This is a genomic window from Pseudomonas mucidolens (genome assembly GCF_900106045.1).
Taxonomy (GTDB): domain Bacteria; phylum Pseudomonadota; class Gammaproteobacteria; order Pseudomonadales; family Pseudomonadaceae; genus Aquipseudomonas; species Aquipseudomonas mucidolens.
On sequence record NZ_LT629802.1, the window covers coordinates 5,306,499 to 5,333,374 of the forward strand.

Below are 26,876 nucleotides of genomic sequence, written 5' to 3' on the forward strand. Positions count from 1 at the left end.
CGAGCAAGCCAGATCAGTCACCACCTCCTTGTGGCCCTACCCAAATCCATCAATACCACTATCGCCGGGTTTTGCCTTTCTGCCACAACAGGGACGCATTGCCTGCCTAGCATGGCCTTCATCCGTTCGATGAGGTGCCTTCATGAACACAGCCCTGAGCAACCCCGGCGCGCCAATGAAGGTGCGTGGTATCCAGAAGCGTTTCGGCGCTTTCACCGCCTTGGACCATGTGTCCCTGGATGTCGCCGCCGGCGAGCTGGTGTGCCTGCTCGGTCCATCGGGCTGTGGCAAAACCACCTTGTTGCGCTGCATCGCCGGCCTCGAGCGTCAGGACAGCGGCGAGTTATACCTGGGCAATCGGGATGTTTCCCTGCTGGCTCCTCAGGCACGGGACTACGGCATTCTGTTTCAGTCCTACGCACTGTTTCCCAATCTCACGGTTGAAGCCAACATCGGTTACGGCCTGGCCGGCAGTGGACGCGATGAAGTGCGCAAGCGGGTGGCGCAAATGCTGGAGCTGGTGGGCCTGACCGGCAGCGAAAAGAAATACCCCGGCCAATTGTCTGGCGGCCAGCAACAACGGGTCGCCCTGGCCCGCGCCCTGGCGCCGGCACCCTCGTTGTTACTGTTGGACGAACCGATGTCGGCCCTCGACGCTCGGGTCCGCGAGCATCTGTGTAGCGAGTTGCGCCAGCTGCAACGGCGCCTGGGGATCACCACGCTGATGGTCACCCACAATCAGGACGAGGCCATGCTGATGGCCGACCGTATCGCCGTGATGCACAACGGCAAGGTCGAGCAGTACGCCACGCCCCAGGAAATCTACGACCGTCCGGCCACCCCGTTCGTGGCCGAGTTTGTCGGCCAAGGCAATTGGCTGCCCTTCAGCCGCAACAGTGCCAGCCACGCCCAGGTCGGCGGGATGAACGTGCGCCTGGCCGATGATTCCGGCAAAGCTGCCTCGGGCCGACTGTTTTGCCGTCCGGAAGCCATCAGCGTCAATCCACCGGTGCATGAGGAGAACCTGTTCCCGGCCCAGGTTCGTGATATCACGTTCCTCGGCAATCGCTGCCGCATGAGCTTCGAGCTCGACCAGTTGCCAGGCCATCCGTTGCTGGCCGAGTTGACGCCGGACGCCATGCCTCGCCTGGGGGGGGGCAGGCGATTTGGGTGGCGTTGCCGCCGCGCTGCCTGCAGGTGTTTGCCTGAGATGCCCGCTGACATGAGCCTGCCGCTACGCGATCCCATGACCCGACAAGCGGCCCGTGCCGACATCGGCGACCGTGTGTTTGTCCTCGGCGGTAAACTGCTGTTGTTGTGCCTGTTGAGTATCGCCGTACTATTGCCGCTGCTGGCGATCTTCTGGCGCGGATTCAGCGCCGAAGCCGGGCAGGGCGGCGGTTGGGTGGCGGCCCGCGAGCTGCTCAGCAGCGCCAATTTCCACTGGCTGTTGGGCAATAGCCTGAAGGTTTCCCTCAGCGTTGCCTGCATTGTCGTGCCCTTGGCGTATCTGTTCGCCTACGCGTTGCAGCGTACGCTGATCCCAGGCAAAACCGTCTGGCGCGGTCTGTCGTTGCTGCCGCTGATGGCGCCGTCGATGCTTCCGGGCATTGCCCTGGTGTATCTGTTTGGTAACCAGGGCCTGTTGCGCGACGTGCTGTCGGACAACATCTACGGCTTCTGGGGCATTGTCCTGGGTGAGGTGATCTACACCTTTCCCCACGCGCTGATGATTCTGTTGTCGGCATTGTCCCTGGCGGATGCGCGACTGTTCGATGCAGCGTCAAGCATGGGCGCCAGTCCGGCCCGGGCGTTTCGCAGCATTACCTGGCCGGCGACGCGCCAGGCCGTGTTCGGCGCGTTTTGCCTGGTGTTCACCCTGACCATTACCGACTTCGGCGTGCCCGTGGTGGTGGGTGGTGATTATCAAGTGCTGGCGCTGGAAGCCTACAAGGCGGTGGTCGGCCAGCAGCAGTTCGGCCGGGGGGCCTTGATCGGCATGGTGCTGCTGCTGCCCGCGCTGTTCAGCTTCGGCGTCGATGCATGGCTGCGTCGTCGCCAGGGCGACGCCATGAGTGGCCGTGCCCAAGCCTTTCAGCCGACTCCGTCGCGGCTGCGCGATGGCTGCTACCTGGTGATTGTCCTGTTGATGTGCGCGGTGTTGCTGCTGGTGTTCGGCATGGCGGTGTATTCATCGCTGGTGAAGTTCTGGCCGTACAACCTGTCGCTGTCGTTGGACCACTATCACTTCAGCGATACCGCGGGCGGCGGCTGGTTGGCCTATCGCAACAGCCTGACCATGGCGCTGTGTACCGCGTTGATCGGCAGCGTGCTGATTTTTACCGGCGCCTATCTGATGGAGAAAACCCCAAGCCAGCGCGGGCTGAACCTGGCGCTGCGCATGCTCAGCTTTGTACCGATGGCGGTACCGGGCCTGGTCCTGGGCCTGGGCTACGTGTTCTTTTTCAACCTCCCCGGCAACCCGTTGCACGTGTTCTACGCAACCATGACGTTGCTGGTGGTGTGCACCATTGCTCATTATTTGACCACTGCGCAAATGACCGCCACCACCGCTCTGCGCCAACTGGATGCCGAATTCGAAGCCGCCGCGCTGTCCCTCAAGGCGCCGCTGTACCGCCATTACCTGCGTGTCACGCTGCCGATCTGCCTGCCGGCACTGCTGGATATCGTCCGTTACCTGTTCGTGTCGGGGATGACCACCGTGTCCGCCGCGATCTTCCTCTACAGCCCCGACACCCTCCTCGCGGCGGTGGCGGTCCTGAACATGGACGACGCCGGCAACGTCGGTGGCGCGGCAGCCATGTCGACCCTGATTCTGTTCACCTCGGCCGGCGTGTCGCTGCTGCTGGCGTGGGCCTCACGCGGTTTGTTGCGCCGCTCTCAGGCTTGGCGCCAAACCGCGCCGGGTCAATAACTCTGTCCTGATCAAAGGAAACGCACCATGTTCAAGCCCTTGGCGTCAGCCGCTGTTGTGCTCACCGCGTTCAGCCTGAATGCGTTCGCCGCGAAAACCGAGTTGACGGTCTACACGGCCCTCGAAGCCGAACAATTGAAGACCTACAAGAACGCCTTTGAAGCGGCCAATCCAGACGTTGAAATCAAGTGGGTGCGTGACTCCACCGGGATTATCACCGCCAAGCTGCTGGCCGAAAAAGCCCGCCCGCAGGCCGATGCAATCTGGGGCCTGGCGGCCTCCAGCCTGGCGATCCTGGATCAGCAAGGCATGCTGCAAGGCTATGCGCCGAAAGACTTGGACAAGATTGGCGCGAACTATCGCGACGCGGCCAATCCGCCGGCCTGGGTCGGCATGGACGTGTGGGCCGCGACGCTCTGCTTCAACACCGTTGAAGCCGAAAAACAGGGGCTGAGCAAGCCGGTCAGTTGGCAGGATCTGACCAAGCCTGAGTACAAGGGCAAGATCGTCATGCCTAATCCGGCATCGTCCGGCACCGGCTTCCTCGACGTCAGCGCCTGGTTGCAGACCTTTGGCGAAAAACAGGGCTGGCAGTACATGGACGACTTGCACCAGAACATCGGCCAGTACGTTCATTCCGGCTCCAAGCCTTGCAAGTTGGCGGCTTCCGGAGAGTTCCCGATTGGTATTTCCTTCGAATACCCGGCGGTGCAGTTGAAGCGCCAAGGTGCGCCGCTGGATATCGTCCTGCCCAAGGAAGGCTTGGGCTGGGAGATTGAAGCCACGGCGGTGATCAAGGGCACCGCGCATGCAGAAGCGGCGAAAAAACTCGCCGATTTTTCCGCCAGTCCTGCCGCCATGGAGCTGTACAAGGAGAACTTTGCCGTTCTTGCCCAACCGGGCATTGCCAAGCCACAGACCGAATTGCCGGCGGACTACGAGCAACGCTTGATCAAGAACGACTTTGCCTGGGCCTCGAAAAACCGCGACAAGATCCTGGCCGAATGGCGCAAGCGTTATGACGGCAAGTCGGAAAAACAATAAATACCCTCTGATTCCATAATTGTAGGAGCGAGCTTGCTCGCGAAGAACGTGAACGATAACGCGGGTAGTCAGGATGCCCGCGGCGCCCTCAGGTTTTTTCGTGAGCAAGCTCGCTCCTACAGGAGGCTGTAAAGTTCATGAGCAATCACAGTGATCTACTGATCATCGGCGCCGGTATCCTCGGCTTGTCCCATGCCTACGCCGCCGCCAAACGCGGCCTCAAGGTCAAGGTCTTCGAACGCAGCGCCACGCCTTTGGGGGCTTCGGTACGGAACTTCGGCCAAGCCCTGGTCACCGGCCAGCCGCCGGGCCCGATGCTTGATCTGGCTCGGGAAAGCCGCGATATCTGGGGGCATTGGGCACGCGTTGCGGGCCTGCAACTCAAGCGCAACGGCTCGTATCTGTTTGCCCGCACCGAAGCGGAAGAACAACTGCTGGAAGCTTTTTGCAGGGGGCGCGCCGAGGAATATGGTTATCGGGTGAATCTGCTCAAAGGCGCGGCGATGGACGATCTGTATAACGGCCAGTTCCGCCATCACCGTGCGGCGCTGCATGGCCTGGACGATCAACAAGTGTATTCCCGCGAAGCGCTTCCCGCGCTGATCAACTACCTGTGCCGTGAACTCAAGGTGGAGTTTCACTTCTCCACCCTGGTACGCGACATCGAACCTGGCCAGTTGCGCAGCACGGCCGGGACGTTTGGTGGCGAGCAGATCATCGTGTGTTCAGGTCACGACTACCAGACCTTGCTGGCCGAGGAAATCGCCGAACTCAACCCGCAAATTTGCCGATTGCAGATGCTGCGTGCGCGGCCTCAGGTGGATTTGCAGCTGCAACACGCCCTGCTGACCGGGTTGAGCTGTGTGCATTACGGGGCCTTCGCCGACCTGCCGGAAGCGGCACCGGTACAGGCGCAGATTCTGCGGGACATGCCGCACTTGCAAGCGAACGGTATTCATCTGCTGATCAGTCCTACGCCGTATGGAGAATTGATCATCGGTGATTCTCATCATTACGGCAGCGATCCTTCACCGTTCAATGCCGAACAGGTGGACAACTGGATGATCGAACTGGCGCAGCAGACTTTGGGCTGCCAGATCCAGGTCGTGGAACGCTGGCAAGGCGTTTATGGCGCCCGTGGGCCGGGGCCGTTTTCTTTCCTGCGAGCGGCGCCCGGGGTGAGTGCGGCGCTGATGCACACCGGTGTGGGCATGAGCGTCGGACCGGCGATGGCCGAGCGCAACATCGCTGAACTATGGGGCGCTGCGTGATGAGCGCCGAAGAGGACTGCTGGCGGCTTAGTCGGCATCCAGGCGCTGGGCCAGGGCTTCGATCTGCTCCTGGCGCTCGGCCTGGCTCAGTCTGGCGTGAGGGTTGAGGGACGACCATTGCGGGTGGGCCCGGGCTTTGTTCAGGGCTTCCGGCAGTTTGCCTTCGCGCCATGTCTTGTCCTGCGCAGTATCGATCTTGATGCTGTGCATGGCCGCGTGGCCGCGCAGGTTCAGGGCCTTGAGCAATTGCCGCTGACGCAAGGCCAGCAGGCGCAATACGCTGTCGTCGACGGTCAGTTCGCGCTGACCTTTGAGCTTGCCGAGCAGGCGGCTGCCATAGCTGCGCGCGGTTTGCAGCGCGCCACCGGCGATGGCGCCGGCCAGCGCGGCAGCGCCCAGTGTCAGACCGCCCACCAGCAGATCCACGCCGGCACCGGCTGCCGCGCCCGCGGCAATGCCGCCGCCTACGCGCACGCCGAGCTGCCTGAGGGTTTCCGGGTTAAACAGGTCGTCACCCCAACGGCCATCCAGCAGCGGCAAATCGCTCGCGGCGGCGTCTTGTGCACGGAAGCCGAACAGCTTGAGCAGGGCCTCCACGCATTTTTGTTCGCGCTGACGTACTGCTTTGCGCAGATCGCCGATGGCTTGCTGCTCGTCTTCAGTGACCACGCTGCGTCGGCACGCGGCGCAGTCGATCAGCAATTCGGCGATCAGGCGAGCGGCACTTTGCTGGCGGGCCTGGCGCTGGGCCTCTTGATCAAGAATCAGTCGTTCCAACTGCCCGCGCGAGGTTTCCAGCAACAAGGCGAGGCTTTCGTACAGCCGGCGCTCGCCGTCTTGCGGTGGCGCGACGCTGTCAAAACGCACCAATGCATGTAAGCCGAGTCGCGCCAGGGCTTCGCGCCAATCCGGTTCACGGTGTTCGGTGCTGCTGACAAAATTGAGCACGGGCAATAAAGGCTTGCCGCAACTGGCCAGCACTTGCAGTTCATCGCGGTACTTGGCCAGCACCGGCTCCCGTGCGTCGATCACATACAGGCCCGCGTCGCAGGCGAGCAGTTGGCGCAGCACCTTGGCTTCCTGCTCGAAGCGTTGCCGGGCTTCGCTGCCTTCCAGAAAGCGCGCCAGTCGGGCCGGGCCGTCGAGACGTTCGCCAGGACGGTCCAGGCGTTCGAGGTAGTCGAGCAGGGCGATTGCATCTTCCAGGCCCGGCGTGTCATACAGCTCCAACAAGGCCTCGCCGTCGACGGACAAGCGCGCGCCTTCCACATGACGGGTGGTGCTGGGACGGTGGGAGACTTCGCCAAAACCCACGTCGCGGGTCAGGGTGCGTAGCAGCGAGGTCTTGCCGACGTTGGTATGGCCGACCACCGCGAGCTTCAAAGGGTTAGTCATGACCGGTCTCCAGCCAAGTGAGCGGCGCACAATCGGCAAACGGCACGTCCAATTGTTGCAAGGCGGTGTGCCAATCACCGAGGCGTTCGGCATCCAGCGCCTGTCCCGCTGGCGCTTGCAGCAGCCAGACCCGCGTTGCGCTTGCGCTGCGGGCCAGTTCGGCGATCAGTGCGAGGCTGCCGCGATCCGGCGAGCGCCGGGGGTCGCAGGCGATGGCCAGGCGTGCGGGTGGAAAGCGGCTCAGTTGTTCCAGCAGCTTGTTGCGTGATTCACGGCTGTCGAGGATGCCGGCGTCGTTGACGGTGGACGGCAGCTTCGGCGGCCAAGGCCGTTGGTCGTCCAGTTCGATGCCCACCAGCAGCGCGCCGTCGCTGTGCAGATCGCTGACACCGCCGGTCACTTGGTGCAGCTGTTCAGGGGCGGCATCGTTGATGCCGAGGCGTTCGCTGCTGGGCATCAACGGTTCGCGCAACTGGCTGTAGCCAGGCAAGTTGAGGTCCAGGTGCAAGGCTGAACGCCCGCTTTTCCAGCGCCACAGGCATATCAGGGCGAGGATCAGCCGGGGCAGGATGCCGTAGATCAACACCACACCCACCAGCCACGCGGCCCAGGTCTGGCGGGCTGTTTCGATAGTCAGCGCCGAATCGCCGCTGGCGCGGATCATCTCGACGCTGGGGACGCTGAAACCGAGCAAGGCGGGCAGGGCGCCGAGAGCCTGGGTCACGCTGACGAAAGTATCGGCCCCCAGGATCGTGGTTTCCCAGACAAAGCCGTAGCGCCGCGTGGCCATCAGGCTCAGCAGGATCACCACGGCGCTGAGCAGAGCCAGCAACCACAGGCCATTGACCAGCACACCGACGGCCCAGCGATTGAGTTTTTGGCGTTGCAGCAACACCAACAGCGCTGGCGCCAGTTGCGCGGCCTTGGCATCGCGGGCGAGCTTTTCGCTGAGCCACAGCCACAGGCGCCCGAGACTGGCGCTGTGTTCACCGGCGAACAGCAGGCCCAGGGCCCAACTCAACAGCAGAATCAGGTTCAGGCCCAGCAGGCTGCCCAAGGCCCAGAACACGTTGACCGGGGCCAAACCGTTGCCCAGGGCGGCAAAGGCCAGGCCGGCGCCGCTGACGATGGCGAGCACCGCCAGCACCATCAACGCCAGACGCGCGCCTTGCAGCCAGTGCCGCAGCGCAGCGGTCAGGCCATCACGTTCGGCCAGCCATACAGCGCGATTTTGAATGCGCGTCGGCAGGTCGCCGCCGCTGCTGCGGGCCAGGCGATTGGCTTCCTGGTCTTCCAAAGGGCCGGCTTGCTCTTCGCGCAGGCGCACGGTTTCCGTCAGCCAGAGTTTTTGCAGGGGATTCAGTGCGGTCACGCGCCGTCCTGTTGTACAAGTGAAGTGGGAGCATAACCGCTGTGAAGGCGGTTGGGGTATGCCGGGCGTGCCTCTGGTATTCTCGTTGCCATGAAAAAAACTCTCCCTTTAAGCCTGATCGCAGCCCTCGGTGAAAACCGCGTGATCGGCGTCGACAACAGCATGCCCTGGCATTTGCCGGGGGATTTCAAGTATTTCAAGGCTACCACCCTCGGCAAGCCGATCATCATGGGGCGCAAGACCTGGGATTCCCTGGGCCGACCGCTGCCGGGTCGCTTGAACATTGTGGTCAGCCGTCAGACCGATCTGAGGCTTGAAGGTGCGGAAGTTTTTCCGTCACTTGAAGCAGCGGTGGCGCGAGCTGAAGAGTGGGCGCTTGAGCAGGGAGTCGATGAGCTGATGCTGATCGGCGGCGCACAGTTGTATGCGCAAGGCCTGGAGCAGGCGGACCGCCTGTATTTGACGCGGGTCGCGTTGAGCCCGGACGGGGATGCGTGGTTTCCCGAGTTTGGTCAGGATCAGTGGAAGCTGGTGTCAAACCTGGAGAATCCGGCCGAGGGCGATAAGCCGGCGTACAACTTTGAGGTTTGGGAACGAAACTGACTGTAGGAGCGAGCTTGCTCGCGAAGAACTTGAGGGCGCCGCGTTCATTCAGAATGTCCGCGTCATCGTGACGTTCTTCGCGAGCAAGCTCGCTCCTACAGGTTATACGCCGTTATGCCTGCGCCAACTCGGCATGCTCATCGGCATCCAGCAGTTGTTTATCCGTCTGCTGCATGATCTGGCTGGTAATCGCCCCCGCTGTCATCGAGCCGTTCACGTTCAGGGCCGTGCGGCCCATGTCGATCAGCGGCTCCACGGAAATCAGTAACGCCACCAGGGACACCGGCAAGCCCATGGCTGGCAGCACGATCAGGGCGGCAAACGTCGCGCCGCCGCCCACGCCGGCGACGCCTGCCGAACTCAAGGTCACAATCGCCACCAGCGTGGCGATCCACAACGGATCCAACGGGTCGATGCCCACGGTCGGCGCGACCATCACGGCCAACATCGCCGGGTACAGGCCGGCGCAACCGTTCTGGCCGATCGTTGCGCCGAACGAGGCGGCGAATCCTGCGATGGACTGCGGAATACCGAGGCGGCGGGTTTGCGCTTCAATGCTCAGCGGGATACTCGCGGCGCTGGAGCGGCTGGTGAACGCAAAGGTCAGCACCGGCCACACCTTGCGGAAAAACCGCAGCGGGTTGATCCCGGCCAGCGACAGCAACAGGCCGTGGACTGCAAACATCAGTCCCAGCGCCAGGTAGGAGACCAACACGAAGCTGCCGAGCTTGAGGATGTCTTGCAGGTTGGAGCCGGCCACCACTTTGGTCATCAGTGCCAATACACCGTAGGGCGTCAGCTTCATCACCAGGCGTACCAGGCGCATCACCCAGGCTTGCAGCGTGTCGATGGCGTTGAGCACTTTCTGGCCTTTTTCCACGTCGTCCTTGAGCAGTTGCAGCGCGGCAACTCCCAGGAACGCAGCAAAAATCACCACACTGATGATCGAGGTCGGCTTGGCCCGTGCCAGGTCGGCAAACGGATTCTGCGGGATGAACGAAAGCAGCAGTTGCGGCACATTCAGGTCGGCGACCTTGCCGGCGTAATCGTTCTGGATCACTTGCAGGCGCGCCATTTCCTGGGTCCCGGCCACCAGGCCCTCGGCGGTGAGCCCGAACAGGTTGGTCAGGCCGATACCGATCAGCGCCGCAATGGCCGTGGTGAACAGCAGGGTGCCGATCGTCAGGAAGCTGATTTTGCCCAGGGACGAGGCATTGTGCAGGCGCGCCACGGCGCTGAGGATCGAGGCAAACACCAGCGGGATCACGATCATCTGCAGCAACTGCACATAACCATTGCCCACCAGATCGAACCAACTGATCGAGGCCTTGAGCACCGGATGGCCGGCACCGTAAATAGTGTGCAAGATCACACCGAAGACTACGCCCAGCACCAGTGCGGCCAAGACTTTCTTGGCCAGGCTCCAGTCAGTACGGCGGGTTTGTGCCAGGCCCAGCAGTAACGCCAGGAACACCAGCAAATTGAGAATCAGCGGCAGATTCATTGAAGCTCCAGAAAAAAGGCTGCCAATCGCATGAGCCTGCGACTGCGAGCCGAAAATCCTAACAGTTTGAAATATATTGATTTAATACCGTTATGGAATGGTGGCTGTCGTTTCTGGAATAAGAGCGTGGCGCGCAGGTATATGCCGCTGGCGGAATCACGACGCAGCCGGTCGTGCTCGTGATGGGCGGGTTCTTCAGGATTTGTTAGCGTCGATGCCTTTCACTCAGGGAGATAACGCCGATGAAGCTCGTACCGAGATTGTTTGCTGCCGCGCTGTGTCTGGGACTCGCCACTCAGGGCATGGCCGCTACCGAGTTGAAGCATTGGCCGGCACCCGCCGCCAAGCAACTGGACGAAATGATCGCGGCCAACGCCAATAAGGGTGATTTCGCGGTGTTCGACATGGACAACACCAGCTACCGTTTCGACCTCGAAGAGTCGTTGCTGCCCTATCTGGAGAACAAGGGCCTGATCACTCGCGAGAGCCTCGACCCTTCACTCAAACTGATGCCCTTCAAAGACACCGCCGACCACAAGGAAAGCCTGTTCAGTTACTACTATCGCTTGTGCGAAGTGGATGACATGGTCTGCTACCCGTGGGTTGCACAGGTGTTTTCCGGTTTCACCCTCAAGGAACTCAAAGGCTATGTCGACGAATTGATGGCGTCCGACAAGCCGGTACCGGCCACCTACTACGAAGGCGACGTGGTGAAGAACATGCAGGTGCAGCCGCCGAAAATCTTCACCGGCCAGCAGGAGCTGTACAACAAGCTCATGGAAAACGGCATCGAGGTGTATGTGATGACCGCGGCCTCCGAGGAGCTGGTGCGTATGGTCGCGTCCGATCCGAAGTACGGCTACAACGTCAAGCCGCAGAATGTCATTGGTGTCAGCCTGCTGCTCAAGGACCGCAAGACCGGCGAACTGACCACCTCGCGCAAGCAAATCAGCGCCGGCAAGTATGACGAAAAAGCCAACCTCGCTCTGGAATTGACCCCGTATCTGTGGACTCCGGCGACCTGGATGGCAGGCAAGCACGCGGCGATCCTCACCTACATCGACGAATGGAAAAAACCGCTGCTGGTGGGCGGTGATACGCCGACCAGTGACGGCTACATGCTGTTCCATGATGTGGACGTGGCCAAGGGCGGTATTCACTTGTGGATCAACCGCAAGGACAAGTACATGACTCAGCTCAACGGCATGATGGCCAAGCACGCGGCGGCCCAGGCCAAGGCAGGGTTGCCGGTGACGGCGGACAAGAACTGGGTGATCGTCAAGCCTGAAGACATTCAGTAATCACCAGTACACGCTCCCACAGTTGATCTCTTTTGTCTGGGGGATTTTTGGCAGGCAAAGAAATGCCCCGCACTGGCGGGGCATTTTTACGGGAGAAGCTAAGGCTTACAGCCCATCCAGCATCGCTTTGTTACGTACTGCACCCTTATCGGCGCTGGTCGCCAGCAGGGCGTAGGCTTTCAGGGCGGTGGTGACTTTGCGCGGACGCTTTTCCACCGGCTTCCACCCTTTCTTGTCCTGCTCGACCCGGCGTGCCGCCAGTTCTTCGTCGCTGATCAACAGGTTGATCGAACGGTTTGGAATGTCGATCAGCACCTTGTCGCCGTCCTGCACCAGACCAATAGCGCCGCCGGCAGCCGCTTCCGGCGAAGCGTGGCCGATGGACAGGCCGGAGGTGCCGCCGGAGAACCGACCGTCGGTCAGCAGCGCGCAGGCTTTGCCCAGGCCCTTGGACTTCAGGTACGACGTCGGGTAGAGCATTTCCTGCATGCCCGGGCCGCCTTTCGGGCCTTCGTAGCGGATGATCACGATGTCGCCTTCTTTCACTTCGTCGGCGAGGATGCCGCGAACCGAGCTGTCCTGGCTTTCGTAGATCTTGGCGCGACCTTCGAACACATGGATCGACTCATCCACGCCGGCGGTTTTCACCACACAGCCATCGAGGGCGATGTTGCCGTACAACACGGCGAGGCCACCTTCCTGGGAGTAGGCATGCTCGACGCTGCGGATACAGCCGTTTTCACGGTTGTCGTCCAGCGTGTCCCAACGGGTCGACTGGCTGAACGCGGTCTGGGTCGGAATGCCTGCCGGACCGGCCTTGAAGAAGGTGTGTACGGCTTCGTCGTCAGTCTGGGTGATGTCCCATTTGGCGATGCCTTCGGCCATGGACGTGCTGTGCACGGTCGGCAAGTCAGTGTGCAGCAAGCCGCCACGGGCCAGGGAGCCGAGGATCGAGAAGATCCCGCCGGCGCGGTGCACATCTTCCATGTGGTACTTCTGGATGTTCGGCGCGACCTTGCACAGTTGCGGCACATGCCGGGAAAGACGGTCGATGTCGCGCAGGTCGAAATCGATCTCGGCTTCCTGGGCGGCAGCCAGCAAGTGCAGGATAGTGTTGGTGGAACCGCCCATGGCGATGTCCAGGGTCATGGCGTTTTCGAACGCCTTGAAGTTGGCGATGTTGCGCGGCAACACCGACTCGTCGTTCTCGCCGTAGTAACGCTTGCACAGCTCGACGATGGTGCGGCCGGCCTGCAGGAACAACTGCTCGCGGTCGCTGTGGGTGGCCAGGGTGGAACCGTTGCCGGGCAATGCCAGGCCGAGGGCTTCGACCAGGCAGTTCATCGAGTTGGCAGTGAACATGCCGGAGCACGAACCGCAGGTCGGGCAAGCGCTGCGCTCGTATTCCGCGACCTTCTCGTCAGACGCGCTGGAATCAGCGGCGATGACCATCGCGTCGACCAGGTCCAGGCCGTGGGAGGCCAGTTTGGTCTTGCCGGCTTCCATCGGGCCGCCGGAAACGAAGATCACCGGGATATTCAGGCGCAGGGACGCCATCAACATGCCGGGGGTGATCTTGTCGCAGTTGGAGATGCACACGATGGCGTCGGCGCAGTGGGCGTTGACCATGTACTCCACGGAGTCGGCGATGATCTCGCGGCTCGGCAGGGAATACAGCATGCCGTCGTGGCCCATGGCGATGCCGTCATCCACGGCGATGGTGTTGAATTCCTTGGCGACACCGCCAGCGCGCTCGATCTCGCGGGCGACCAGTTGGCCCAGGTCCTTGAGGTGCACGTGGCCCGGTACGAACTGGGTGAACGAGTTGGCAATCGCGATGATCGGCTTCTTGAAGTCGTCATCTTTCATCCCCGTGGCGCGCCACAAGGCACGGGCGCCGGCCATGTTGCGGCCGTGGGTGGATGTTTTCGAGCGGTAATCTGGCATGGAGCACTCCGGGCGGCAAATCAGGACTAATCAGGTGCTAAGGGAAGTGAGCTTCTATGGACGTCTGGAGCACACCGCAAATGGCCGTGTGTCCGGAAGTTGCCACTCGCAGTGCGGGATCGCCGCGTGCGTGGGCCTCGAGCTCATAAACCCGCCGGGGGATGACTGGCGATGAATAGAACCGATTCTACACCGCTGGCGGCTGGAGGGAATGGCCGTCTACCTGTAGGAGCGAGCTTGCTCGCGAAAAACCTCAACGATAACGCCGCGCCATCAGGCAGCCCGCGGTGCCTTCGAGGTTTTCGCGAGCACGCTCGCTCCTACGCAGACCGGGACATATCCGGAACCACTGTTTAAGCGCCAATAAACGCTGGAGATGCCTACTGTTTCTCTTCCAGCCAGCAACGAGGACGAAGGAATGTCCACTCAGCAAAACGCACACCGACTGCGCACGGGGCGCTATTCAGAGCTCGGGCGCATCTACTTGCTCACTGCCGTCACCCACCAAAGACACCGAATCTTTCAAGATTGGCGCATGGGCCGCTTGCTGGTCAGCGAGTTCAGGAAAGCTCAAGACGATGGCGAAGCGACGTCGCTTGCCTGGGTGGTCATGCCGGATCACTTCCACTGGCTGATTGAATTGCATAACGGCGATTTACCAAGACTGATGCGAATCACGAAGTCGCGAAGTGCCCATGCCATCAATAAGGCCAGAGGCTGTCACGGGACGCTTTGGCAAAAGGGTTACTTCGACCGGGCGCTGCGTCGGGAGGATGACCTTAAGGCGATGGCGCGTTACATCGTCGCCAATCCCTTGCGCGCGGGTTTAGTTGAGCGTATCGGTCAATACTCACTGTGGGACGCGGTCTGGCTGTGAAACACCTTCCCTTGTAGGAGCGAGCTTGCTCGCGAAAAACTCAAAGGCACCTCGGGTTACCAGGTGGCGTTGCGTTATCGTTGACGATCTTCGCGAGCAAGCTCGCTCCTACAAGAGAACGCGTCAGAGGTTGATTCGGGTATTCGTCCAGGGCAATGCGTCAGAGGTTGATTTGGGCGTTCGTCCAGGGCAATGCGTCAGCGGTTGATTCGGGTATTCGTCAGCCAACCCCACAGGCTGAAAACCATGAAGCTGACTGCAATGGTCATCAACAAATGGGTGCCGGTTTGCGCAAGCGCTGCGCTGGTGACGGCGGCCGTGAGGAACATGATGCTGTTGCCCGCCGACGCCGCCGTCCCTGCGCTGCTTGAAAACAGCAGCATTGCCGCAGAAATCGCGGCGGGTCGCACTAGGGTGACGGCCAGGGCGCTGATCAGCATGGGGATCAGCAGGGTCAAGGTGTTGATGGCATTGAAGCTGACGACCAGCGTTAACAGCACGCCGGCGATGCAGAGCAATCCGAGGCCAATGTTGATTTGCTGGGACAGCGAGATGTGTTTTTGCAAGAACGACGCCGCAACTCCGCCGAGCAGATAAGCCGCGCCATATACCATCAGCACCAGCGCGTACTGGTATTCGGTGAGCTTCAACGCATCCATGAAAATCAGCGGGGTCACGCTGATCAAGGCGAAGTAGCAGGCGAATACCAGCGCGGCGATCCACCAGTAGCGCAGGAAGTCTCGGTTGCGTGCGACGGCTTTCAGCGTGCCGATGATCGATAGGGAGGCGCGGTGTGGGCTGACGGACTTGGACGGCAAGATGCAGGACGCGTGGATCAACATGCCCAGCGCCATCAGCGCGAAGCCATAGAAACTCCCCTGCCAGTCGAATGTGGTTTGCAGCCACGAGCCGATCAGCGGCGACAGCGCGACAAAGGAACCGCTCAGCGTCATGTAATAAAGGCGCACACGGGCGCGGTCTCGTTCGTCGAACAAGTCTTCCACTAACGCGTGGCCGAGTACGAAGAAGCCGCAACCCATGGCCTGGACCGCGCGAAACAGCAGGAAGGCCGGATAATCCGGCGCCAATGCACAACCGAGAGCACCCAGGATCGACAGCGTGATGCAGCCGAGCAGGACTTCCTTGCGGCCCCATTTATCCGAAAGCGGGCCGGCGATCAGCTGAGAGATCGAAAAGACCAGCGTGAACAGGCTGATGGACAGTGCGATGGCTGCGGATGGCCGATCGAATTTGGCGGACAGGGCAGGGTAAGAGGGCAGCAGGATATTGATCGGGAAGAAGCTGATCAGGGAAATGCAGGTGATGAGGATGAAGCGGGAGAATTGTTGGCGCTTGAGGTCGCCACTGAGCGGGGGCGAGCAGGAGGACTCAGACATTGTGTTTGTTTTCCGGAATAAAACCAGAAACCGATACTAGTCTGCGGAAAACACAATTCAATCAGCAGTAGCGTGCGAACTTTCCGGTACGTACGTGAGCCATTGCTGTAACTGTAGGAGCGAGGGGGCGCCTAGCCCTTGCTCGCGAAGATCGTCAACGATAACGCAGCGCTACCCGGTAACCCGCGGTGCCTTTGAGTTTTTCGCGAGCAAGGGCTAGGCGCCCCCCCTCGCTCCTACAAGGGACGGTGTAGCTCAATCAGCTATTGGGCAACAACCGGCACGTGATGCTCTTGATATACCGCGTCTCGGCAATCGCCGGGTGCACCGGGTGGTCCGGGCCCTGGCCACCGCGTTCGAGCATCTGGATATTGCGGTCCAGGTGGCGGGCGCTGGTCAGCAGGATGTTCTGCAGGTCGTCTTCCGGCAGGTGCATGGAGCATGAAGCGCTGACCAGGATGCCGTCCTTGCTGAGCAGGCGCATGGCTTGTTCGTTCAGGCGACGGTAGGCGCCTTCGCCGTTCTTCATGTCTTTTTTGCGTTTGATGAAGGCCGGTGGGTCGGCGACGATCACGTCGAAGCGTTCTTCGCTGGCTTTCAGTTCTTTCAGCGCTTCGAAGACGTCGCCTTCGATGCAAGTCATTTTCTCGGCGAAGCCGTTCAGCGCGGCGTTGCGTTCCACACCATCGAGGGCGAAGGCGGAGGCGTCGACGCAGAACACTTCACTGGCGCCGAAGGCTGCCGCTTGCACACCCCGGCCGCCAATGTAGCTGTACAGGTCGAGGACGCGCTTGCCTTTGGCGTAGGGGGCCAGGCGGGCGCGGTTCATGCGGTGGTCGTAGAACCAGCCGGTTTTCTGGCCCTGGATCACCGGGGCTTCGAATTTCACGCCGTTTTCTTCCAGTGCGACCCACTCCGGTACCAGGCCGAAGACGGTCTCGACGTAGCGGTTGAGGCCTTCGGCGTCGCGCGCGGCGGAATCGTTTTTGAACAGGATGCCGCTGGGCTTGAGTACTTGGGTCAGGGCGGCGATCACGTCGTCCTTATGGGCTTCCATGGTCGCCGAAGCGATCTGCACCACCAGGATGTCGCCGAAACGGTCGACGACCAAGCCTGGCAGCAGGTCTGAATCGCCGTACACCAGGCGGTAGAACGGCTTGTCGAACAGGCGGTCACGCAGGGACAGGGCCACGTTCAGGCGGTGCACCAGCAGCGACTTGTCCAGAGGCAACTTGATGTCGCGCGACAGCAGGCGCGCGCAGATCAGGTTGTTCGGGCTCATGGCCACGATGCCCAGGGTCTTGCCGCCAGCCGCTTCCAGGATGGCTTGGTCGCCTGCCTGGAAGCCGTGAAGCGGGGTGGCGGCCACGTCGATCTCGTTGCTGCAGACCCACAGGTGGCCGTTGCGCAAACGACGATCGGCGTTGGCTTTGAGACGCAGGCTTGGCAGGGACATGACGTCGCTCCGGAAAAAAGAGCGGGAGTATACCTGTTGTGCAGGGATTGATGTGGGCGCGGGCTTGCTCGCGATGCAGGCGGTGCGGTGTATCTGACGTACGGTGGCGATGCTGTCGCGAGCAAGCCCGCTCCCACAAAAGACCGCGATAGAGGTTAGAATCGCGCCTTAGCCTAGAGTGTTTACTTATGTCCCCAGAGCTTTCCGCCGACCAGATCCAACAAACCCTGCAGGGCATCAGTGTGCCGCCTCAACCGCAAATCATGGTGGATTTGCAGATGGAGCAGTACATGCCCGATCCGGACCTGGAAGTGATCGCCCGGTTGATTTCCCAGGATCCGGGCTTGTCGGGGGCATTGCTGAAGATCGTCAACTCACCTTATTACGGCCTGAGCAACAAGATTGCTTCGATCCAGCGCGCGGTGAACCTGTTGGGCAGTCGCTCGGTCATCAACCTGATCAACGCCCAGTCGATCAAGGGCGAGATGAGCGATGACACTATCGTCACCCTCAACCGCTTCTGGGACACCGCCCAGGATGTGGCGATGACCTGCCTGACCCTGGCCAAGCGCACGGGCTTCCAGGCGGTGGACGAGGCCTACGCGTTGGGGTTGTTCCACGATTGTGGCGTGCCGTTGATGCTCAAGCGGTTCCCCAATTACATGGCGGTGCTGGAGGAAGCTTATGCCAGCGCGGGCCCAGAGTGGCGTGTGGTCGATACGGAAAACCGCGCGTTCAACACCAACCACGCCGTGGTCGGTTACTACACGGGCAAGTCCTGGCGGCTGCCGGAGCATGTGACCGACGCTATCGCCAATCACCACAATGCCCTGGCGATCTTCAGCGATGAGTCGACGCGCAATCTGCAACTGAAAAACCTGCTGGCGATCCTCAAGATGGCCGAGCACATCTGTTCCTCCTACCGGGTGCTGGGTAATCAAGCGGTTGATCTCGAATGGGAAAGCGTTGGCCATCTGGTGCTCGACCATGTCGGCCTGTCGGACTACGACTTCGAAAGCATGAAGTTGTCGATCCGCGAGCTGGGCGTGCACTGATCCTTCATTCAAGAGGTACACATGCCCGAGTTGCCTGAAGTCGAAACCACCCGGCGCGGGATTGCCCCGCACCTCGAAGGCCAGCGTGTCAGCCGCGTGATCGTGCGTGAACGGCGCCTGCGCTGGCCGATTCCCGAGGACCTCGATGTGCGCCTGTCCGGACAGCGCATCGTGCTGGTGGAGCGGCGGGCCAAGTACCTGTTGATCAATGCCGAAGTGGGGACACTGATCAGCCATCTGGGCATGTCAGGCAACTTGCGCCTGGTGGAAGTCGGCATGCCGGCGGCCAAGCATGAGCATGTGGACATCGAATTGGAGTCTGGACTGGCCCTGCGCTACACCGACCCTCGCCGTTTTGGCGCAATGCTCTGGAGCCAGGACCCGCACAACCACGAACTGCTGATTCGCCTGGGGCCCGAGCCGTTGACCGAGCTGTTCGACGGCGACCGCCTGTTTCAGCTGTCCCGTGGACGTTCCATGGCGGTCAAGCCGTTCATCATGGATAACGCGGTGGTGGTGGGGGTGGGCAATATCTATGCGACGGAAGCCTTGTTCGCGGCGGGGGTTGATCCTCGCCGGGAGGCCAAGGGCATTTCCCGCGGGCGATATCTGAAACTGGCCATCGAGATCAAGCGCATTCTGGCGGCGGCCATCGAGCGTGGCGGCACTACGTTGCGCGACTTTATTGGTGGCGACGGCCAGCCGGGGTACTTCCAGCAGGAGTTGTTCGTCTACGGCCGTGGCGGTGAGGCGTGCAAGGTCTGCGGGACCGAACTGCGCAATGTGGTGCTGGGGCAGCGGGCGAGTGTGTTTTGCCCCAAGTGCCAGCGTTGATTGCTGTGTGATGGCTGATATTGCGTTCGCGAGCAAGTCGAATCGTCGCACCGCCGCTCCCACATTCAATCGTGTTTCTTGAGTCTGAATGCAGTCGAATGTGGGCGTGGGATTGCTCGCGAAAACGCCCTGGCAGGCGCTGCAAATCGTCAGGCCTTACCGGTAATCTTCCGGTACTTCTCCATCAACTGCTCTTGCGTTTCAGGATGGGCTTCATCCAGCGGAATGCAGTCCACAGGGCAGACTTGCTGGCACTGAGGTTCGTCGTAGTGGCCGACACACTGGGTACACAGGTTGGGATCGATCACATAGATCTCTTCGCCCTGTGAAATGGCGGCGTTTGGGCACTCGGGTTCGCAGACGTCGCAGTTGATGCAATCGTCGGTGATGATCAGGGACATGGAAACTCCTGCCAGGGCGCTTGAGCCAAGGCATCTGAAAACTTAATGCGCGCAATTGTGCCGCATTGGCGCCCGCAGTGCGAGCGGGCGCCGGTTGAGCGGTCGTTACTTCTTGAAGCGCAGGGTCAGCGCATCGGCGACCGCCGGGTGCACAAACTTGGTGATATCACCGCCCAAGGCCGCGATTTCCCTGACCAGCGTCGAGGAAATGAACGAATAACGTTCTGACGGTGTGAGGAACAGGCTTTCCACGTCCGGCGCCAGTTGGCGGTTCATGTTGGCCAGCTGGAATTCGTATTCGAAGTCCGAGACCGCTCGCAGGCCGCGCAGGAACACATTGGCATTCTGTTCCTTGGCGAAATGCGCCAGCAGCGTTGAAAAGCCGACCACCTCGACGTTGGCCAAGTGTTTGGTGACCTCTTGCGCCAGCTCCATGCGCTGCTCCAGGGGAAACAGCGGGTTTTTCTTGGGGCTGGCAGCGACTGCGATGATCACATGGTCGAACAAGCGTGAGGCGCGTTCGACCAGATCGCCATGGCCTTTGGTAATCGGGTCGAAGGTTCCTGGGTACAACACTCGGTTCATCGCGTCGTCCTGGCGGAGTCCGTTGGGGAATCGGATGGTATCGCAGCCATCCCGGTCGGCCAAGTCAACTTATGCAGAAGAAAGCACTATAGACACCGCGAATAGCGTGTTTTTTCATGCTGTTTTCAGACGTTCAGCCAATGCGGTCGCCAATTGCGCGGTTAATCCGTACACCGACAATTGCGGGTTGGCGCCAATGCTGGTGGGGAATAAAGAACCGTCGTGGATCGACAGATTGCGCAATTGGTGATGCCGCCCGAGACTGTCGGCGACCGCGTTTTTCGGCTCTTCGCCCATGGCACAACCGCCCATGACGTGGGCGCTGCCCAGGCAGGTACGGTGCAGTTCCAGGTTCAGGCCATCAATCAGGCTGCGGGCCTCGGCCAGCGTGGTGACGTAGCGTGCGTCATGGTGCAGCGGTTTCACCGACTTGGCACCTGCGGCGAACTGAATCTCGGCCATGCTGTGAAATGCCCGACGCAGCCCATCCCACGCGTAGGGCGAGACCTGATAGTCGAGCACTGGTGTGCCATCGCCACGCAAGTCCACGCTACCGCCCAGGCTGTCGGGGTGAAAACCGTCCCGTAGCAGCGCCAGCATCGCGTGGGTTTTGGGCAGTTGGCTCATATCCAGTGCGTTCTGCGTGCCATAGCCACCGAACAAGATGCTGGCCAGGGCCGGGTGTAAGGGTGGTGCTTCCAGCTTGTAAGACATTTTGCCGGTGGTGCCGTCCTGCCATTGGAAATGGTCGGAATAAATCGACTGTGGCGCGCCGTAGAACGGGTTGATCACTTCGTCGAACAATCCCGCGGAAAAATTCACCAGATGCAGGAAGGTGCGTTTACCCAGCCGCGAGTGGGGGTCGGGCGCATCCGAACGCATCAGCAGCGCCGGGCTATTGATACCGCCGCCGGCGAGCACGTAATGCTTGGCTTTGACGGTGATTTTATAACCGGTGGGTGCCACGCAGCGCGTGTCCATCGCCGCGCATTCCAGGCTGGTGATAGTGTCGCCGCTGAACTTCAAGTGTTCGGCGCGGGCCAGGTACAGCAGCTCGCCGCCTTGCTCGAGGGTGGAAGGAATAGTGGTCACCAGCATCGATTGTTTGGCGTTGACCGGGCAACCCATGCCGCAGTAGCCCAGATTGAAACAGCCGCGCACGTTGCGTGGGATCACATGCCAGCTGTAGCCGAGTGTTTCGCAGCCTTTGCGGATCACATCGTTGTTGGCATTGGGTGGCACGGCCCAGGGCGCGATGCCCAGGCGCTGCTCCATTTTTTCGAACCAGGGCGCCATCTCGGCGCTGCTGTGGCCTTTGACCGCGTATTCGCTGGCCCAATGCGCGAGGGTCTGATCCGGGGTACGGAAGCTGGAGGTCCAGTTGATCAAGGTCGTGCCGCCCACTGCGCGACCCTGGAGGATGGTGATGGCGCCATCCTTGCTCATGCGGCCGATGCCTTCCTGATACAGGCTGGCGTAGGCTTCGTCTTCCAGCAGCTTGAAGTCGCTGCTGGTCTTGAGCGGGCCTTCTTCGATCAGCAGCACTTTGTAGCCTGCCGCGCTGAGGATTTCGGCGCTGGTGCCACCGCCCGCGCCGCTGCCGATGATCGCTACGTCAGCTTCCAGGGTCAGGTCCCGGTCGAGGGCGGCGCCATTGTGGGTCTTCCAGCCGCGGGCCAGGCCGTCGCGGAACAGATCAGATACGGGCATTCGATGGCTCTCTTGTTTTTATTGAAGGTGCGCGCAGGTCAGATAGTGGGTGGGCCGGGATAGCCGCAATGGGCCCAAGACGTGGGTCGGAAATACCAGGCCATGATCACCAGCTTGAGCAACGAGCCCTGGCCCATGCGCAACAGGTTCAGGTAACTGTTTTCCCAGCGATGGAGGAAGTTGCGGATTTGCTCGGCGCTGGCATTTTCCCAACTGCCCCAGATACCGGTCAGCGGTCCTCGCGTGACGGCCATGCCCAGCACATCGAACAACTGCTGGGTCAGCTTGAACATCTCAGGGGACAGGTGTTGCAGGCTGTAATCGAGTTTTTTCAGCGTGTCCTCGATGCCTGCGGCCACGGCCTCGGCACTGGCCGCGCCTTCCAGCAATACCGGAATCACTGCCCGCAGAAACGGCAGGTCACTGCTGCGCAACATGGCAAAGCCGCTGGCCGGCGTACTGCTGGAACAACCGCTGAGGCTGGCACCAAGCCCGGCGGTGGCCAGGAAAGCGCTGGCGCACAGGCCGAGTTTCAAGACGCCGCGCCGTGACAACGCGGGTGATTCAGTCAGGCTAGGGTGCATTTTTATTGTTATCCCTGAGATGGTGTTAGCGGACGAACAGCTTCTGGATCAGCTTTTGAATGGACTTGCCGTAGGGCGGATAAATCAGCTTGGCCGCGTTCAGGCGCTGTTTGACCAGCACGCCCTTGGCCTTACTGAACGTCAGGAAGCCTTCATGTCCGTGGTAATGACCCATGCCTGAAGGGCCGATGCCGCCGAAAGGCATATCGTCCTGGGCCACGTGCAGCAGGGTGTCGTTCAGGCACACGCCGCCAGAATGGGTTTCGTGGAGGACGCGGTTCTGTTCGGCCTTGTTGTAGCCGAAGTAATACAGCGCCAGCGGGCGAGGGCGCTGGTTGATGTAGGCGAAGGCCTGGTCGAGGCCGCGATAGGGCACGATCGGCAGCAGCGGGCCGAAAATTTCGTCCTGCATCAGCGTCATCTCATCAGTCACATTGAGCAGCAGGACATGGGCCATGCGTCGGTCCTGGCCCTGATCATAGAGCGGGAGCACGGTGGCACCTTTGTCGGTGGCGTCCTTGAGGTAGCCGTTGAGCCGGGCAAGTTGCCGCTCGTTGACGATGGCCGTGTAGTCCGGATTGTCGGCCAGGGTCGGATAGAACCCGCGCACGGCTTTACTGTAGGCCTCGACGAAACCGTCGATGCGATCTTCCGGCACCAGCACGTAGTCCGGTGCCACGCAGGTTTGCCCGGCGTTCAGCGCCTTGCCGAAGGCGATCCGTTCGGCGGCGTCCTTGAGGGGCACGTCGGCTGAAACAATGGCCGGTGATTTGCCGCCCAGTTCCAGGGTGACCGGGGTCAGGTGTTCGGCGGCGGCGCGCATCACGTGCTTGCCGATACTGGTAGCCCCGGTGAACAGCAGGTGATCAAGGGGTAACCTGGAAAATGCCATGCCCACTTCGGCTTCGCCCAGCACCACGCACACCAGGTCTTCGGGGAAAATCTTTGCCAACAGGGTTTTGAGTAACTGCCCGGTGGCCGGTGTCGACTCGCTGAGCTTGAGCATTACCCGGTTGCCCGCGGCCAGTGCGCCCACCAACGGACCGATGGCCAGGTACAACGGGTAATTCCAGGGCACGATGACCCCGACCACGCCCAACGGCTGATAAATAACCTTGGCCGAGGCGGGCTGGAAGGCGATGCCGACGGCGCGCCGGGACGGTTTCATCCGGCGCTTGAGGTGTTTGCTGGCGTAATGGATGCCGTGCAGGCTGGGCATCAGTTCGGCGAACAGGGTTTCGTCAGCGCTGCGATGGCTGAAATCGCGGCTGATAGCCTCAATCAGCGCCTGACGCTCGTCGCTGAGGATCTCCCGCAACGCTTTGAGCCATTGCTGACGCTGCGCGGCCGGCGGCATTGGATTGGCTGCATAGGCGCGACGTTGGGCATCGAAGAGGTCCTGGAGTTGGTCCAGCTCCGGGGAATTTTGCAGGTAGGCAACGTTGGCAGGCATGGCGCGGGTCCCGCTTGTTATTGGAATGCATCAACTTTTAGAGTCATTACTCTAAATTGTCAAATGACATTGCAGCAACATGCGGTTTTATCCTGGCCGGGATAGATCGTAAGATGTTTGTATCAGGATTTAAGAAGCCGACCTCCCATGGCCACACGAGTAAAGACCAGCGAACGCATTGTGCAAGCCAGCCTGGAGCTTTTTAACCAGCAGGGCGAGCGCACTGTCAGCACCAACCACATCGCCGCCCACATGGAAATCTCGCCGGGCAATCTGTACTACCACTTCCCCAACAAGCAGGCGATCATCGCGGTGTTGTTTCACGAGTACGAAGCGTTGGTGGACAGCTTCCTGCGCCCGCCTCAGGGGCGCGCGATGGTCGTGGACGACAAGCGTTTCTATCTTCAGGCAGTACTGGCCGGCATGTGGCGGTACCGTTTCCTGCACCGCGATCTCGAACATCTGCTGGAGAGCGACCCGGAGCTGGCCACGGGCTATCGGCGCTTCTCCCAGCGTTGCCTGATCCAGGGCAACGCGATCTATCGTGGGTTTGTCGAGGCCGGGATTCTGAACATGGACCCGGTGCAGACCGAAGCGCTGACCCTCAATGCCTGGATCATCCTCACCTCCTGGGTGCGTTTCCTGTGTACCACCAATGAAAACTCTGCGCATTTGAGTGCCGAGGCCATCAAGCGCGGGGTGTATCAGGTGCTGGTGCTGGAGGCAGGTTTTGTCACGCCACAGGCTAAAGAAGCGGTGGATGCGCTGTTCAAAGAGTTTTACGTGCCGTTGAATCAGGCACTGGAAGAAGTGAAGTAGGCCCTTTCCCGAACGTATTGTCAGGAGTCTGTTATGCCGCTTGCGCAACTGATCAGCCCGCAACAATTGGCCGAGCGCCAGAAGCAGGGGCCTTTAGTCATTCTCGATTGCCGCTTTGCCCTGGAAGACCCGGACTACGGACGTTGCAGCTATGCCGAAGGGCATATCGAAGGCGCGCAATACGCTGATCTGGAGCGCCACCTCAGTGGCCCGGTGAGCAAGGGCATGACCGGTCGGCATCCGCTGCCGGCACCGGCCACGTGGGTCGGACAGTTGCAGGCCTGGGGCATTGGCGCCGATAGCGAAATCGTGTTGTATGACGATGGTCCTGGTGCCTATGCCGCCCGCGCCTGGTGGCTGTTGGCGTGGCTGGGCAAACGTGACGCTGTGTTTATCCTCGATGGCGGCCTGAAAGCCTGGCACGCCGCGGGATTTCCGCTGAGTCTGGATGCGCCGCAGGTCGAGCCGGGAACGTTTGCCGGCACCCCGGACAGCCGCATGCTGTTGGACGCCGAACACCTGCGAAAACGTCTCGGACAGCCGGGCCTGACACTGCTTGACGCCCGCGCCCTGCCGCGCTTTCGCGGCGAAGTGGAACCTATCGATCCGGTTGCCGGGCATATTCCCGGCGCGCAGTGCGTGGCGTTCAGTGAAAATCTGGGCAGTGATGGCCGCTTCTTGCCGGCTCAACAGCTCAAGCAGCGTTTCGCTGCCAAGCTGCAAGACCGTTCGCCGGATGAGCTGGTGGCGTATTGCGGCTCCGGCGTGACGGCGTGCCACAACCTGTTTGCGTTGTGCCTGGCGGGTTATCCGTTGGGCAAGTTGTATGCGGGATCGTGGAGCGAGTGGATTACCGACCCGGCGCGAGCAATCGCGACCGGCGATTGATGTTCCTCCTATTTGAAATGCCCGTAGAGTGTAAGTCCGCGTCCTCCAGTAAATACCGTCTTGACTCTTGTCGAGCAAGCGCAAGTCTCGACATAAGTTACCCCGTAGCAGCTGTCGAGTCCCAGCGAGCATAGGTATCTACACAACTTTGCCTCAACGCTTAAATCCAGGCAGATAGGGGTGTTGTGGCGAGCGGGCTTGTCCCGCGTAGGGCTGCGAAGCAGTCCCAGTAAGCCGAATGCGGTGTATCAGATACTTCATAGCAGCTGGGTTTGGGGCAGCTTCGCAGCCCTACGCGGGACAAGCCCGCTCGCCACAGGGACATTTGTCAGTTTCTGAAAGTTGTGTAGATACCTATGCCCAGCGAGGCTGCGTCTGCGGTGTGCCAGAGGCACCGCTAACGCAGCCTCGCTGGGGCTCGACAGCTACGGCGGTGTTGTTGCGTGCTGGTTGTGGCGTGCCAGCAGCCATTGCGGGATCCGCCGCTCCAGGTAGTAACCGGGCTGGCGCAGCGTGCCATCGACAAATCCCACATGCCCACCCTTGGCCGTCAGTTCGAACTCGGTGCATGCCGACAGCTCGCTGGCGTCCGGCAAACTGTGTGCAAACACGAACGGATCATCGGCGGCGTGGATAATCAGGCTAGGCGTGCGGATATCGCCCAGGAAGTAACGGCTGGACGCCCGGCGATAGTAGTCCTCGGCACTCAGGTAACCATGCAGCGGCGCGGTGACCCGGCCATCGAAGTCCCAGAACGTGCGCATTTTTTCCAGTGAACCCAGCGACTCTAGAGTTTTCAGCCCGTCCGCGCGGCCATCCTGCAGGAATTGGCGTTGTTTGACGCGGATGTAGGCGAGCATTTCGCGCATGAAGTGCTTCTGATAAACCCGCGAAAAGCCCAGGCCGATACGGTCGGCGCATTGGTCCAGGCGAAACGGCACCGACACCGCCGCCGCCGCTTGTAACCCGCAGGCATCGCCGGTTTCCCCCAAATGCTTGAGCAGTACGTTGCCCCCCAGCGAATAGCCCACCGCATACAGAGGCGCCAACGGCCGTTTGGCGCGCAGGTGGGCAATGGCCTGCGCCAGGTCTTCGCTAGCACCAGAGTGATAGCTGCGTGCCAACAGATTCGGTTCACCCGAACAGCCACGCCAGTTCAGTGCCACGCTGGCCCAGCCTTGCGCCGCGAGGGCTTTTTGCAGGCCGGCGACATAAGGTGAATTAGAAGAGCCGGTCAGCCCGTGCAGCACCAGCACCAACGGGGTCTGCGCGTCATGCGAGCCGTGCCAGTCCAGATCGAGAAAGTCGCCGTCATCCAGCCACAGTCGCTCGCGCAGGCGTTCGATGTGAGTAGTCTTGCGCCACAGCGGTCCCCACAGCGTTTGCAGATGCGGGTTGCCGAGGCCGAAGGCCGGGGTGAAACGGTCGGAAGAAGGCGTCATAAA

General features: G+C 61.0%; 22 protein-coding genes and 1 pseudogene. 11 read left to right on the forward strand and 12 right to left on the reverse strand.

The features are described 5' to 3' along the window. The first annotated feature begins 142 nt into the window (after positions 1–142). From BLU75_RS27595 to BLU75_RS24435, 4 genes and pseudogenes are all read left to right on the forward strand, one after another. Positions 143–1,209 (forward strand): annotated as a pseudogene (locus BLU75_RS27595) (putative 2-aminoethylphosphonate ABC transporter ATP-binding protein). Position 1,210: 1 nt separating this feature from the next. Continuing rightward, positions 1,211–2,935, forward strand: a complete 1,725-nt coding sequence (locus BLU75_RS27600) for a putative 2-aminoethylphosphonate ABC transporter permease subunit (protein WP_084378606.1) — start codon at positions 1,211–1,213, stop codon at positions 2,933–2,935. A 27-nt stretch (positions 2,936–2,962) separates the two neighbouring features. Next, positions 2,963–3,979 (forward strand): putative 2-aminoethylphosphonate ABC transporter substrate-binding protein, encoded by a 1,017-nt coding sequence (locus tag BLU75_RS24430; RefSeq protein ID WP_084378605.1) that lies wholly within the window; start codon positions 2,963–2,965, stop codon positions 3,977–3,979. A gap of 137 nt (positions 3,980–4,116) precedes the next feature. Beyond that, complete coding sequence (locus tag BLU75_RS24435; RefSeq protein ID WP_084378604.1) at positions 4,117–5,250, forward strand: TIGR03364 family FAD-dependent oxidoreductase; 1,134 nt, start codon at positions 4,117–4,119, stop codon at positions 5,248–5,250. Between the two features lie 27 nt (positions 5,251–5,277). On the opposite strand, the gene BLU75_RS24440 is transcribed toward BLU75_RS24435, so the two are convergent. After that, on the reverse strand, positions 5,278–6,645 hold the full coding sequence (locus BLU75_RS24440; protein WP_084378603.1) for a DUF3482 domain-containing protein: 1,368 nt from the start codon (positions 6,643–6,645) through the stop codon (positions 5,278–5,280). Continuing rightward, positions 6,638–8,017, reverse strand: a complete 1,380-nt coding sequence (locus tag BLU75_RS24445) for a DUF2868 domain-containing protein (RefSeq protein ID WP_084378602.1) — start codon at positions 8,015–8,017, stop codon at positions 6,638–6,640. The genes BLU75_RS24440 and BLU75_RS24445 overlap by 8 nt, the downstream gene beginning before the upstream one ends. A 90-nt stretch (positions 8,018–8,107) precedes the next feature. Here BLU75_RS24445 and BLU75_RS24450 point away from each other — a divergent pair, with 90 nt between their 5' ends. Further along, entirely contained in the window at positions 8,108–8,620 is a 513-nt protein-coding gene (locus BLU75_RS24450) for a dihydrofolate reductase (protein ID WP_084378601.1), read from the forward strand. A gap of 112 nt (positions 8,621–8,732) precedes the next feature. Here the strand turns inward: BLU75_RS24450 and BLU75_RS24455 are convergent, their stop codons facing one another. Continuing rightward, a complete protein-coding gene (locus BLU75_RS24455; RefSeq protein WP_084378600.1) occupies positions 8,733–10,124 on the reverse strand; it encodes an L-cystine transporter in 1,392 nt (463 codons plus the stop codon). A gap of 242 nt (positions 10,125–10,366) precedes the next feature. On the opposite strand from BLU75_RS24455, the gene BLU75_RS24460 reads away from it, so the two are divergent. Continuing rightward, the gene (locus BLU75_RS24460) at positions 10,367–11,425 is read left to right on the forward strand and encodes an HAD family hydrolase (RefSeq protein WP_084378599.1); all 1,059 of its coding nucleotides are present in this window, start codon (positions 10,367–10,369) and stop codon (positions 11,423–11,425) included. Between the two features lie 105 nt (positions 11,426–11,530). Here the strand turns inward: BLU75_RS24460 and ilvD are convergent, their stop codons facing one another. Further along, positions 11,531–13,372, reverse strand: a complete 1,842-nt coding sequence (gene ilvD / locus BLU75_RS24465; RefSeq protein ID WP_084378598.1) for a dihydroxy-acid dehydratase — start codon at positions 13,370–13,372, stop codon at positions 11,531–11,533. A gap of 418 nt (positions 13,373–13,790) precedes the next feature. Between ilvD and BLU75_RS24470 the strand changes: the two genes are divergently transcribed. Further along, positions 13,791–14,249 carry an REP-associated tyrosine transposase gene (locus BLU75_RS24470; protein ID WP_084378597.1) on the forward strand — a complete coding sequence of 153 codons (459 nt, stop codon included), beginning with the start codon at positions 13,791–13,793 and terminating at the stop codon, positions 14,247–14,249. Between the two features lie 197 nt (positions 14,250–14,446). Here BLU75_RS24470 and BLU75_RS24475 read toward each other — a convergent pair whose 3' ends face one another. Next, a complete protein-coding gene (locus BLU75_RS24475) occupies positions 14,447–15,646 on the reverse strand; it encodes an MFS transporter (RefSeq protein WP_084378596.1) in 1,200 nt (399 codons plus the stop codon). Positions 15,647–15,905: 259 nt separating this feature from the next. Further along, complete coding sequence (locus tag BLU75_RS24480; RefSeq protein WP_084378595.1) at positions 15,906–17,102, reverse strand: class I SAM-dependent rRNA methyltransferase; 1,197 nt, start codon at positions 17,100–17,102, stop codon at positions 15,906–15,908. Between the two features lie 242 nt (positions 17,103–17,344). Here BLU75_RS24480 and BLU75_RS24485 point away from each other — a divergent pair, with 242 nt between their 5' ends. Both BLU75_RS24485 and mutM read left to right on the forward strand, forming a co-directional pair. Further along, positions 17,345–18,157, forward strand: a complete 813-nt coding sequence (locus BLU75_RS24485) for an HDOD domain-containing protein (RefSeq protein ID WP_165447455.1) — start codon at positions 17,345–17,347, stop codon at positions 18,155–18,157. A 21-nt stretch (positions 18,158–18,178) separates the two neighbouring features. Continuing rightward, a complete protein-coding gene (mutM, locus tag BLU75_RS24490) occupies positions 18,179–18,991 on the forward strand; it encodes a bifunctional DNA-formamidopyrimidine glycosylase/DNA-(apurinic or apyrimidinic site) lyase (RefSeq protein ID WP_084378593.1) in 813 nt (270 codons plus the stop codon). Between the two features lie 149 nt (positions 18,992–19,140). On the opposite strand, the gene BLU75_RS24495 is transcribed toward mutM, so the two are convergent. From BLU75_RS24495 to BLU75_RS24515, 5 genes are all read right to left on the reverse strand, one after another. Then, entirely contained in the window at positions 19,141–19,392 is a 252-nt protein-coding gene (locus tag BLU75_RS24495) for a YfhL family 4Fe-4S dicluster ferredoxin (protein ID WP_003176712.1), read from the reverse strand. A 105-nt stretch (positions 19,393–19,497) separates the two neighbouring features. Further along, positions 19,498–19,977 (reverse strand): pantetheine-phosphate adenylyltransferase, encoded by a 480-nt coding sequence (coaD, locus tag BLU75_RS24500; protein ID WP_084378592.1) that lies wholly within the window; start codon positions 19,975–19,977, stop codon positions 19,498–19,500. 114 nt (positions 19,978–20,091) lie between these two features. Next, positions 20,092–21,687 carry a GMC family oxidoreductase gene (locus BLU75_RS24505; protein WP_084378591.1) on the reverse strand — a complete coding sequence of 532 codons (1,596 nt, stop codon included), beginning with the start codon at positions 21,685–21,687 and terminating at the stop codon, positions 20,092–20,094. 38 nt (positions 21,688–21,725) lie between these two features. Next, positions 21,726–22,271 (reverse strand): twin-arginine translocation pathway signal protein, encoded by a 546-nt coding sequence (locus BLU75_RS24510; protein WP_084378590.1) that lies wholly within the window; start codon positions 22,269–22,271, stop codon positions 21,726–21,728. Positions 22,272–22,296: 25 nt separating this feature from the next. Then, positions 22,297–23,724, reverse strand: a complete 1,428-nt coding sequence (locus tag BLU75_RS24515; protein ID WP_090221583.1) for a coniferyl aldehyde dehydrogenase — start codon at positions 23,722–23,724, stop codon at positions 22,297–22,299. A gap of 147 nt (positions 23,725–23,871) precedes the next feature. Here BLU75_RS24515 and BLU75_RS24520 point away from each other — a divergent pair, with 147 nt between their 5' ends. Beyond that, positions 23,872–24,543, forward strand: a complete 672-nt coding sequence (locus BLU75_RS24520; protein WP_084378588.1) for a TetR/AcrR family transcriptional regulator — start codon at positions 23,872–23,874, stop codon at positions 24,541–24,543. 33 nt (positions 24,544–24,576) lie between these two features. Continuing rightward, complete coding sequence (locus tag BLU75_RS24525) at positions 24,577–25,431, forward strand: sulfurtransferase (RefSeq protein WP_084378587.1); 855 nt, start codon at positions 24,577–24,579, stop codon at positions 25,429–25,431. A 425-nt stretch (positions 25,432–25,856) separates the two neighbouring features. Here the strand turns inward: BLU75_RS24525 and BLU75_RS24530 are convergent, their stop codons facing one another. Beyond that, positions 25,857–26,873 carry a hydrolase gene (locus BLU75_RS24530; RefSeq protein ID WP_084378586.1) on the reverse strand — a complete coding sequence of 339 codons (1,017 nt, stop codon included), beginning with the start codon at positions 26,871–26,873 and terminating at the stop codon, positions 25,857–25,859. Between the last annotated feature and the right edge of the window lie 3 nt (positions 26,874–26,876).

Excerpts from the sequence above, each read along its gene's own strand:
- BLU75_RS27600 (WP_084378606.1), top strand. The coding sequence starts at position 1,211 with ATGCCCGCTGACATGAGCCTGCCGCTACGCGATCCCATGACCCGACAA.
- BLU75_RS24430 (WP_084378605.1), top strand. The coding sequence starts at position 2,963 with ATGTTCAAGCCCTTGGCGTCAGCCGCTGTTGTGCTCACCGCGTTCAGC.
- BLU75_RS24435 (WP_084378604.1), top strand. The coding sequence starts at position 4,117 with ATGAGCAATCACAGTGATCTACTGATCATCGGCGCCGGTATCCTCGGC.
- BLU75_RS24440 (WP_084378603.1), bottom strand. The coding sequence starts at position 6,645 with ATGACTAACCCTTTGAAGCTCGCGGTGGTCGGCCATACCAACGTCGGC.
- BLU75_RS24450 (WP_084378601.1), top strand. The coding sequence starts at position 8,108 with ATGAAAAAAACTCTCCCTTTAAGCCTGATCGCAGCCCTCGGTGAAAAC.
- BLU75_RS24455 (WP_084378600.1), bottom strand. The coding sequence starts at position 10,124 with ATGAATCTGCCGCTGATTCTCAATTTGCTGGTGTTCCTGGCGTTACTG.
- BLU75_RS24460 (WP_084378599.1), top strand. The coding sequence starts at position 10,367 with ATGAAGCTCGTACCGAGATTGTTTGCTGCCGCGCTGTGTCTGGGACTC.
- ilvD (WP_084378598.1), bottom strand. The coding sequence starts at position 13,372 with ATGCCAGATTACCGCTCGAAAACATCCACCCACGGCCGCAACATGGCC.
- BLU75_RS24470 (WP_084378597.1), top strand. The coding sequence starts at position 13,791 with ATGTCCACTCAGCAAAACGCACACCGACTGCGCACGGGGCGCTATTCA.
- BLU75_RS24475 (WP_084378596.1), bottom strand. The coding sequence starts at position 15,646 with ATGTCTGAGTCCTCCTGCTCGCCCCCGCTCAGTGGCGACCTCAAGCGC.
- BLU75_RS24480 (WP_084378595.1), bottom strand. The coding sequence starts at position 17,102 with ATGTCCCTGCCAAGCCTGCGTCTCAAAGCCAACGCCGATCGTCGTTTG.
- mutM (WP_084378593.1), top strand. The coding sequence starts at position 18,179 with ATGCCCGAGTTGCCTGAAGTCGAAACCACCCGGCGCGGGATTGCCCCG.
- BLU75_RS24495 (WP_003176712.1), bottom strand. The coding sequence starts at position 19,392 with ATGTCCCTGATCATCACCGACGATTGCATCAACTGCGACGTCTGCGAA.
- coaD (WP_084378592.1), bottom strand. The coding sequence starts at position 19,977 with ATGAACCGAGTGTTGTACCCAGGAACCTTCGACCCGATTACCAAAGGC.
- BLU75_RS24505 (WP_084378591.1), bottom strand. The coding sequence starts at position 21,687 with ATGCCCGTATCTGATCTGTTCCGCGACGGCCTGGCCCGCGGCTGGAAG.
- BLU75_RS24510 (WP_084378590.1), bottom strand. The coding sequence starts at position 22,271 with ATGCACCCTAGCCTGACTGAATCACCCGCGTTGTCACGGCGCGGCGTC.
- BLU75_RS24515 (WP_090221583.1), bottom strand. The coding sequence starts at position 23,724 with ATGCCTGCCAACGTTGCCTACCTGCAAAATTCCCCGGAGCTGGACCAA.
- BLU75_RS24520 (WP_084378588.1), top strand. The coding sequence starts at position 23,872 with ATGGCCACACGAGTAAAGACCAGCGAACGCATTGTGCAAGCCAGCCTG.
- BLU75_RS24525 (WP_084378587.1), top strand. The coding sequence starts at position 24,577 with ATGCCGCTTGCGCAACTGATCAGCCCGCAACAATTGGCCGAGCGCCAG.
- BLU75_RS24530 (WP_084378586.1), bottom strand. The coding sequence starts at position 26,873 with ATGACGCCTTCTTCCGACCGTTTCACCCCGGCCTTCGGCCTCGGCAAC.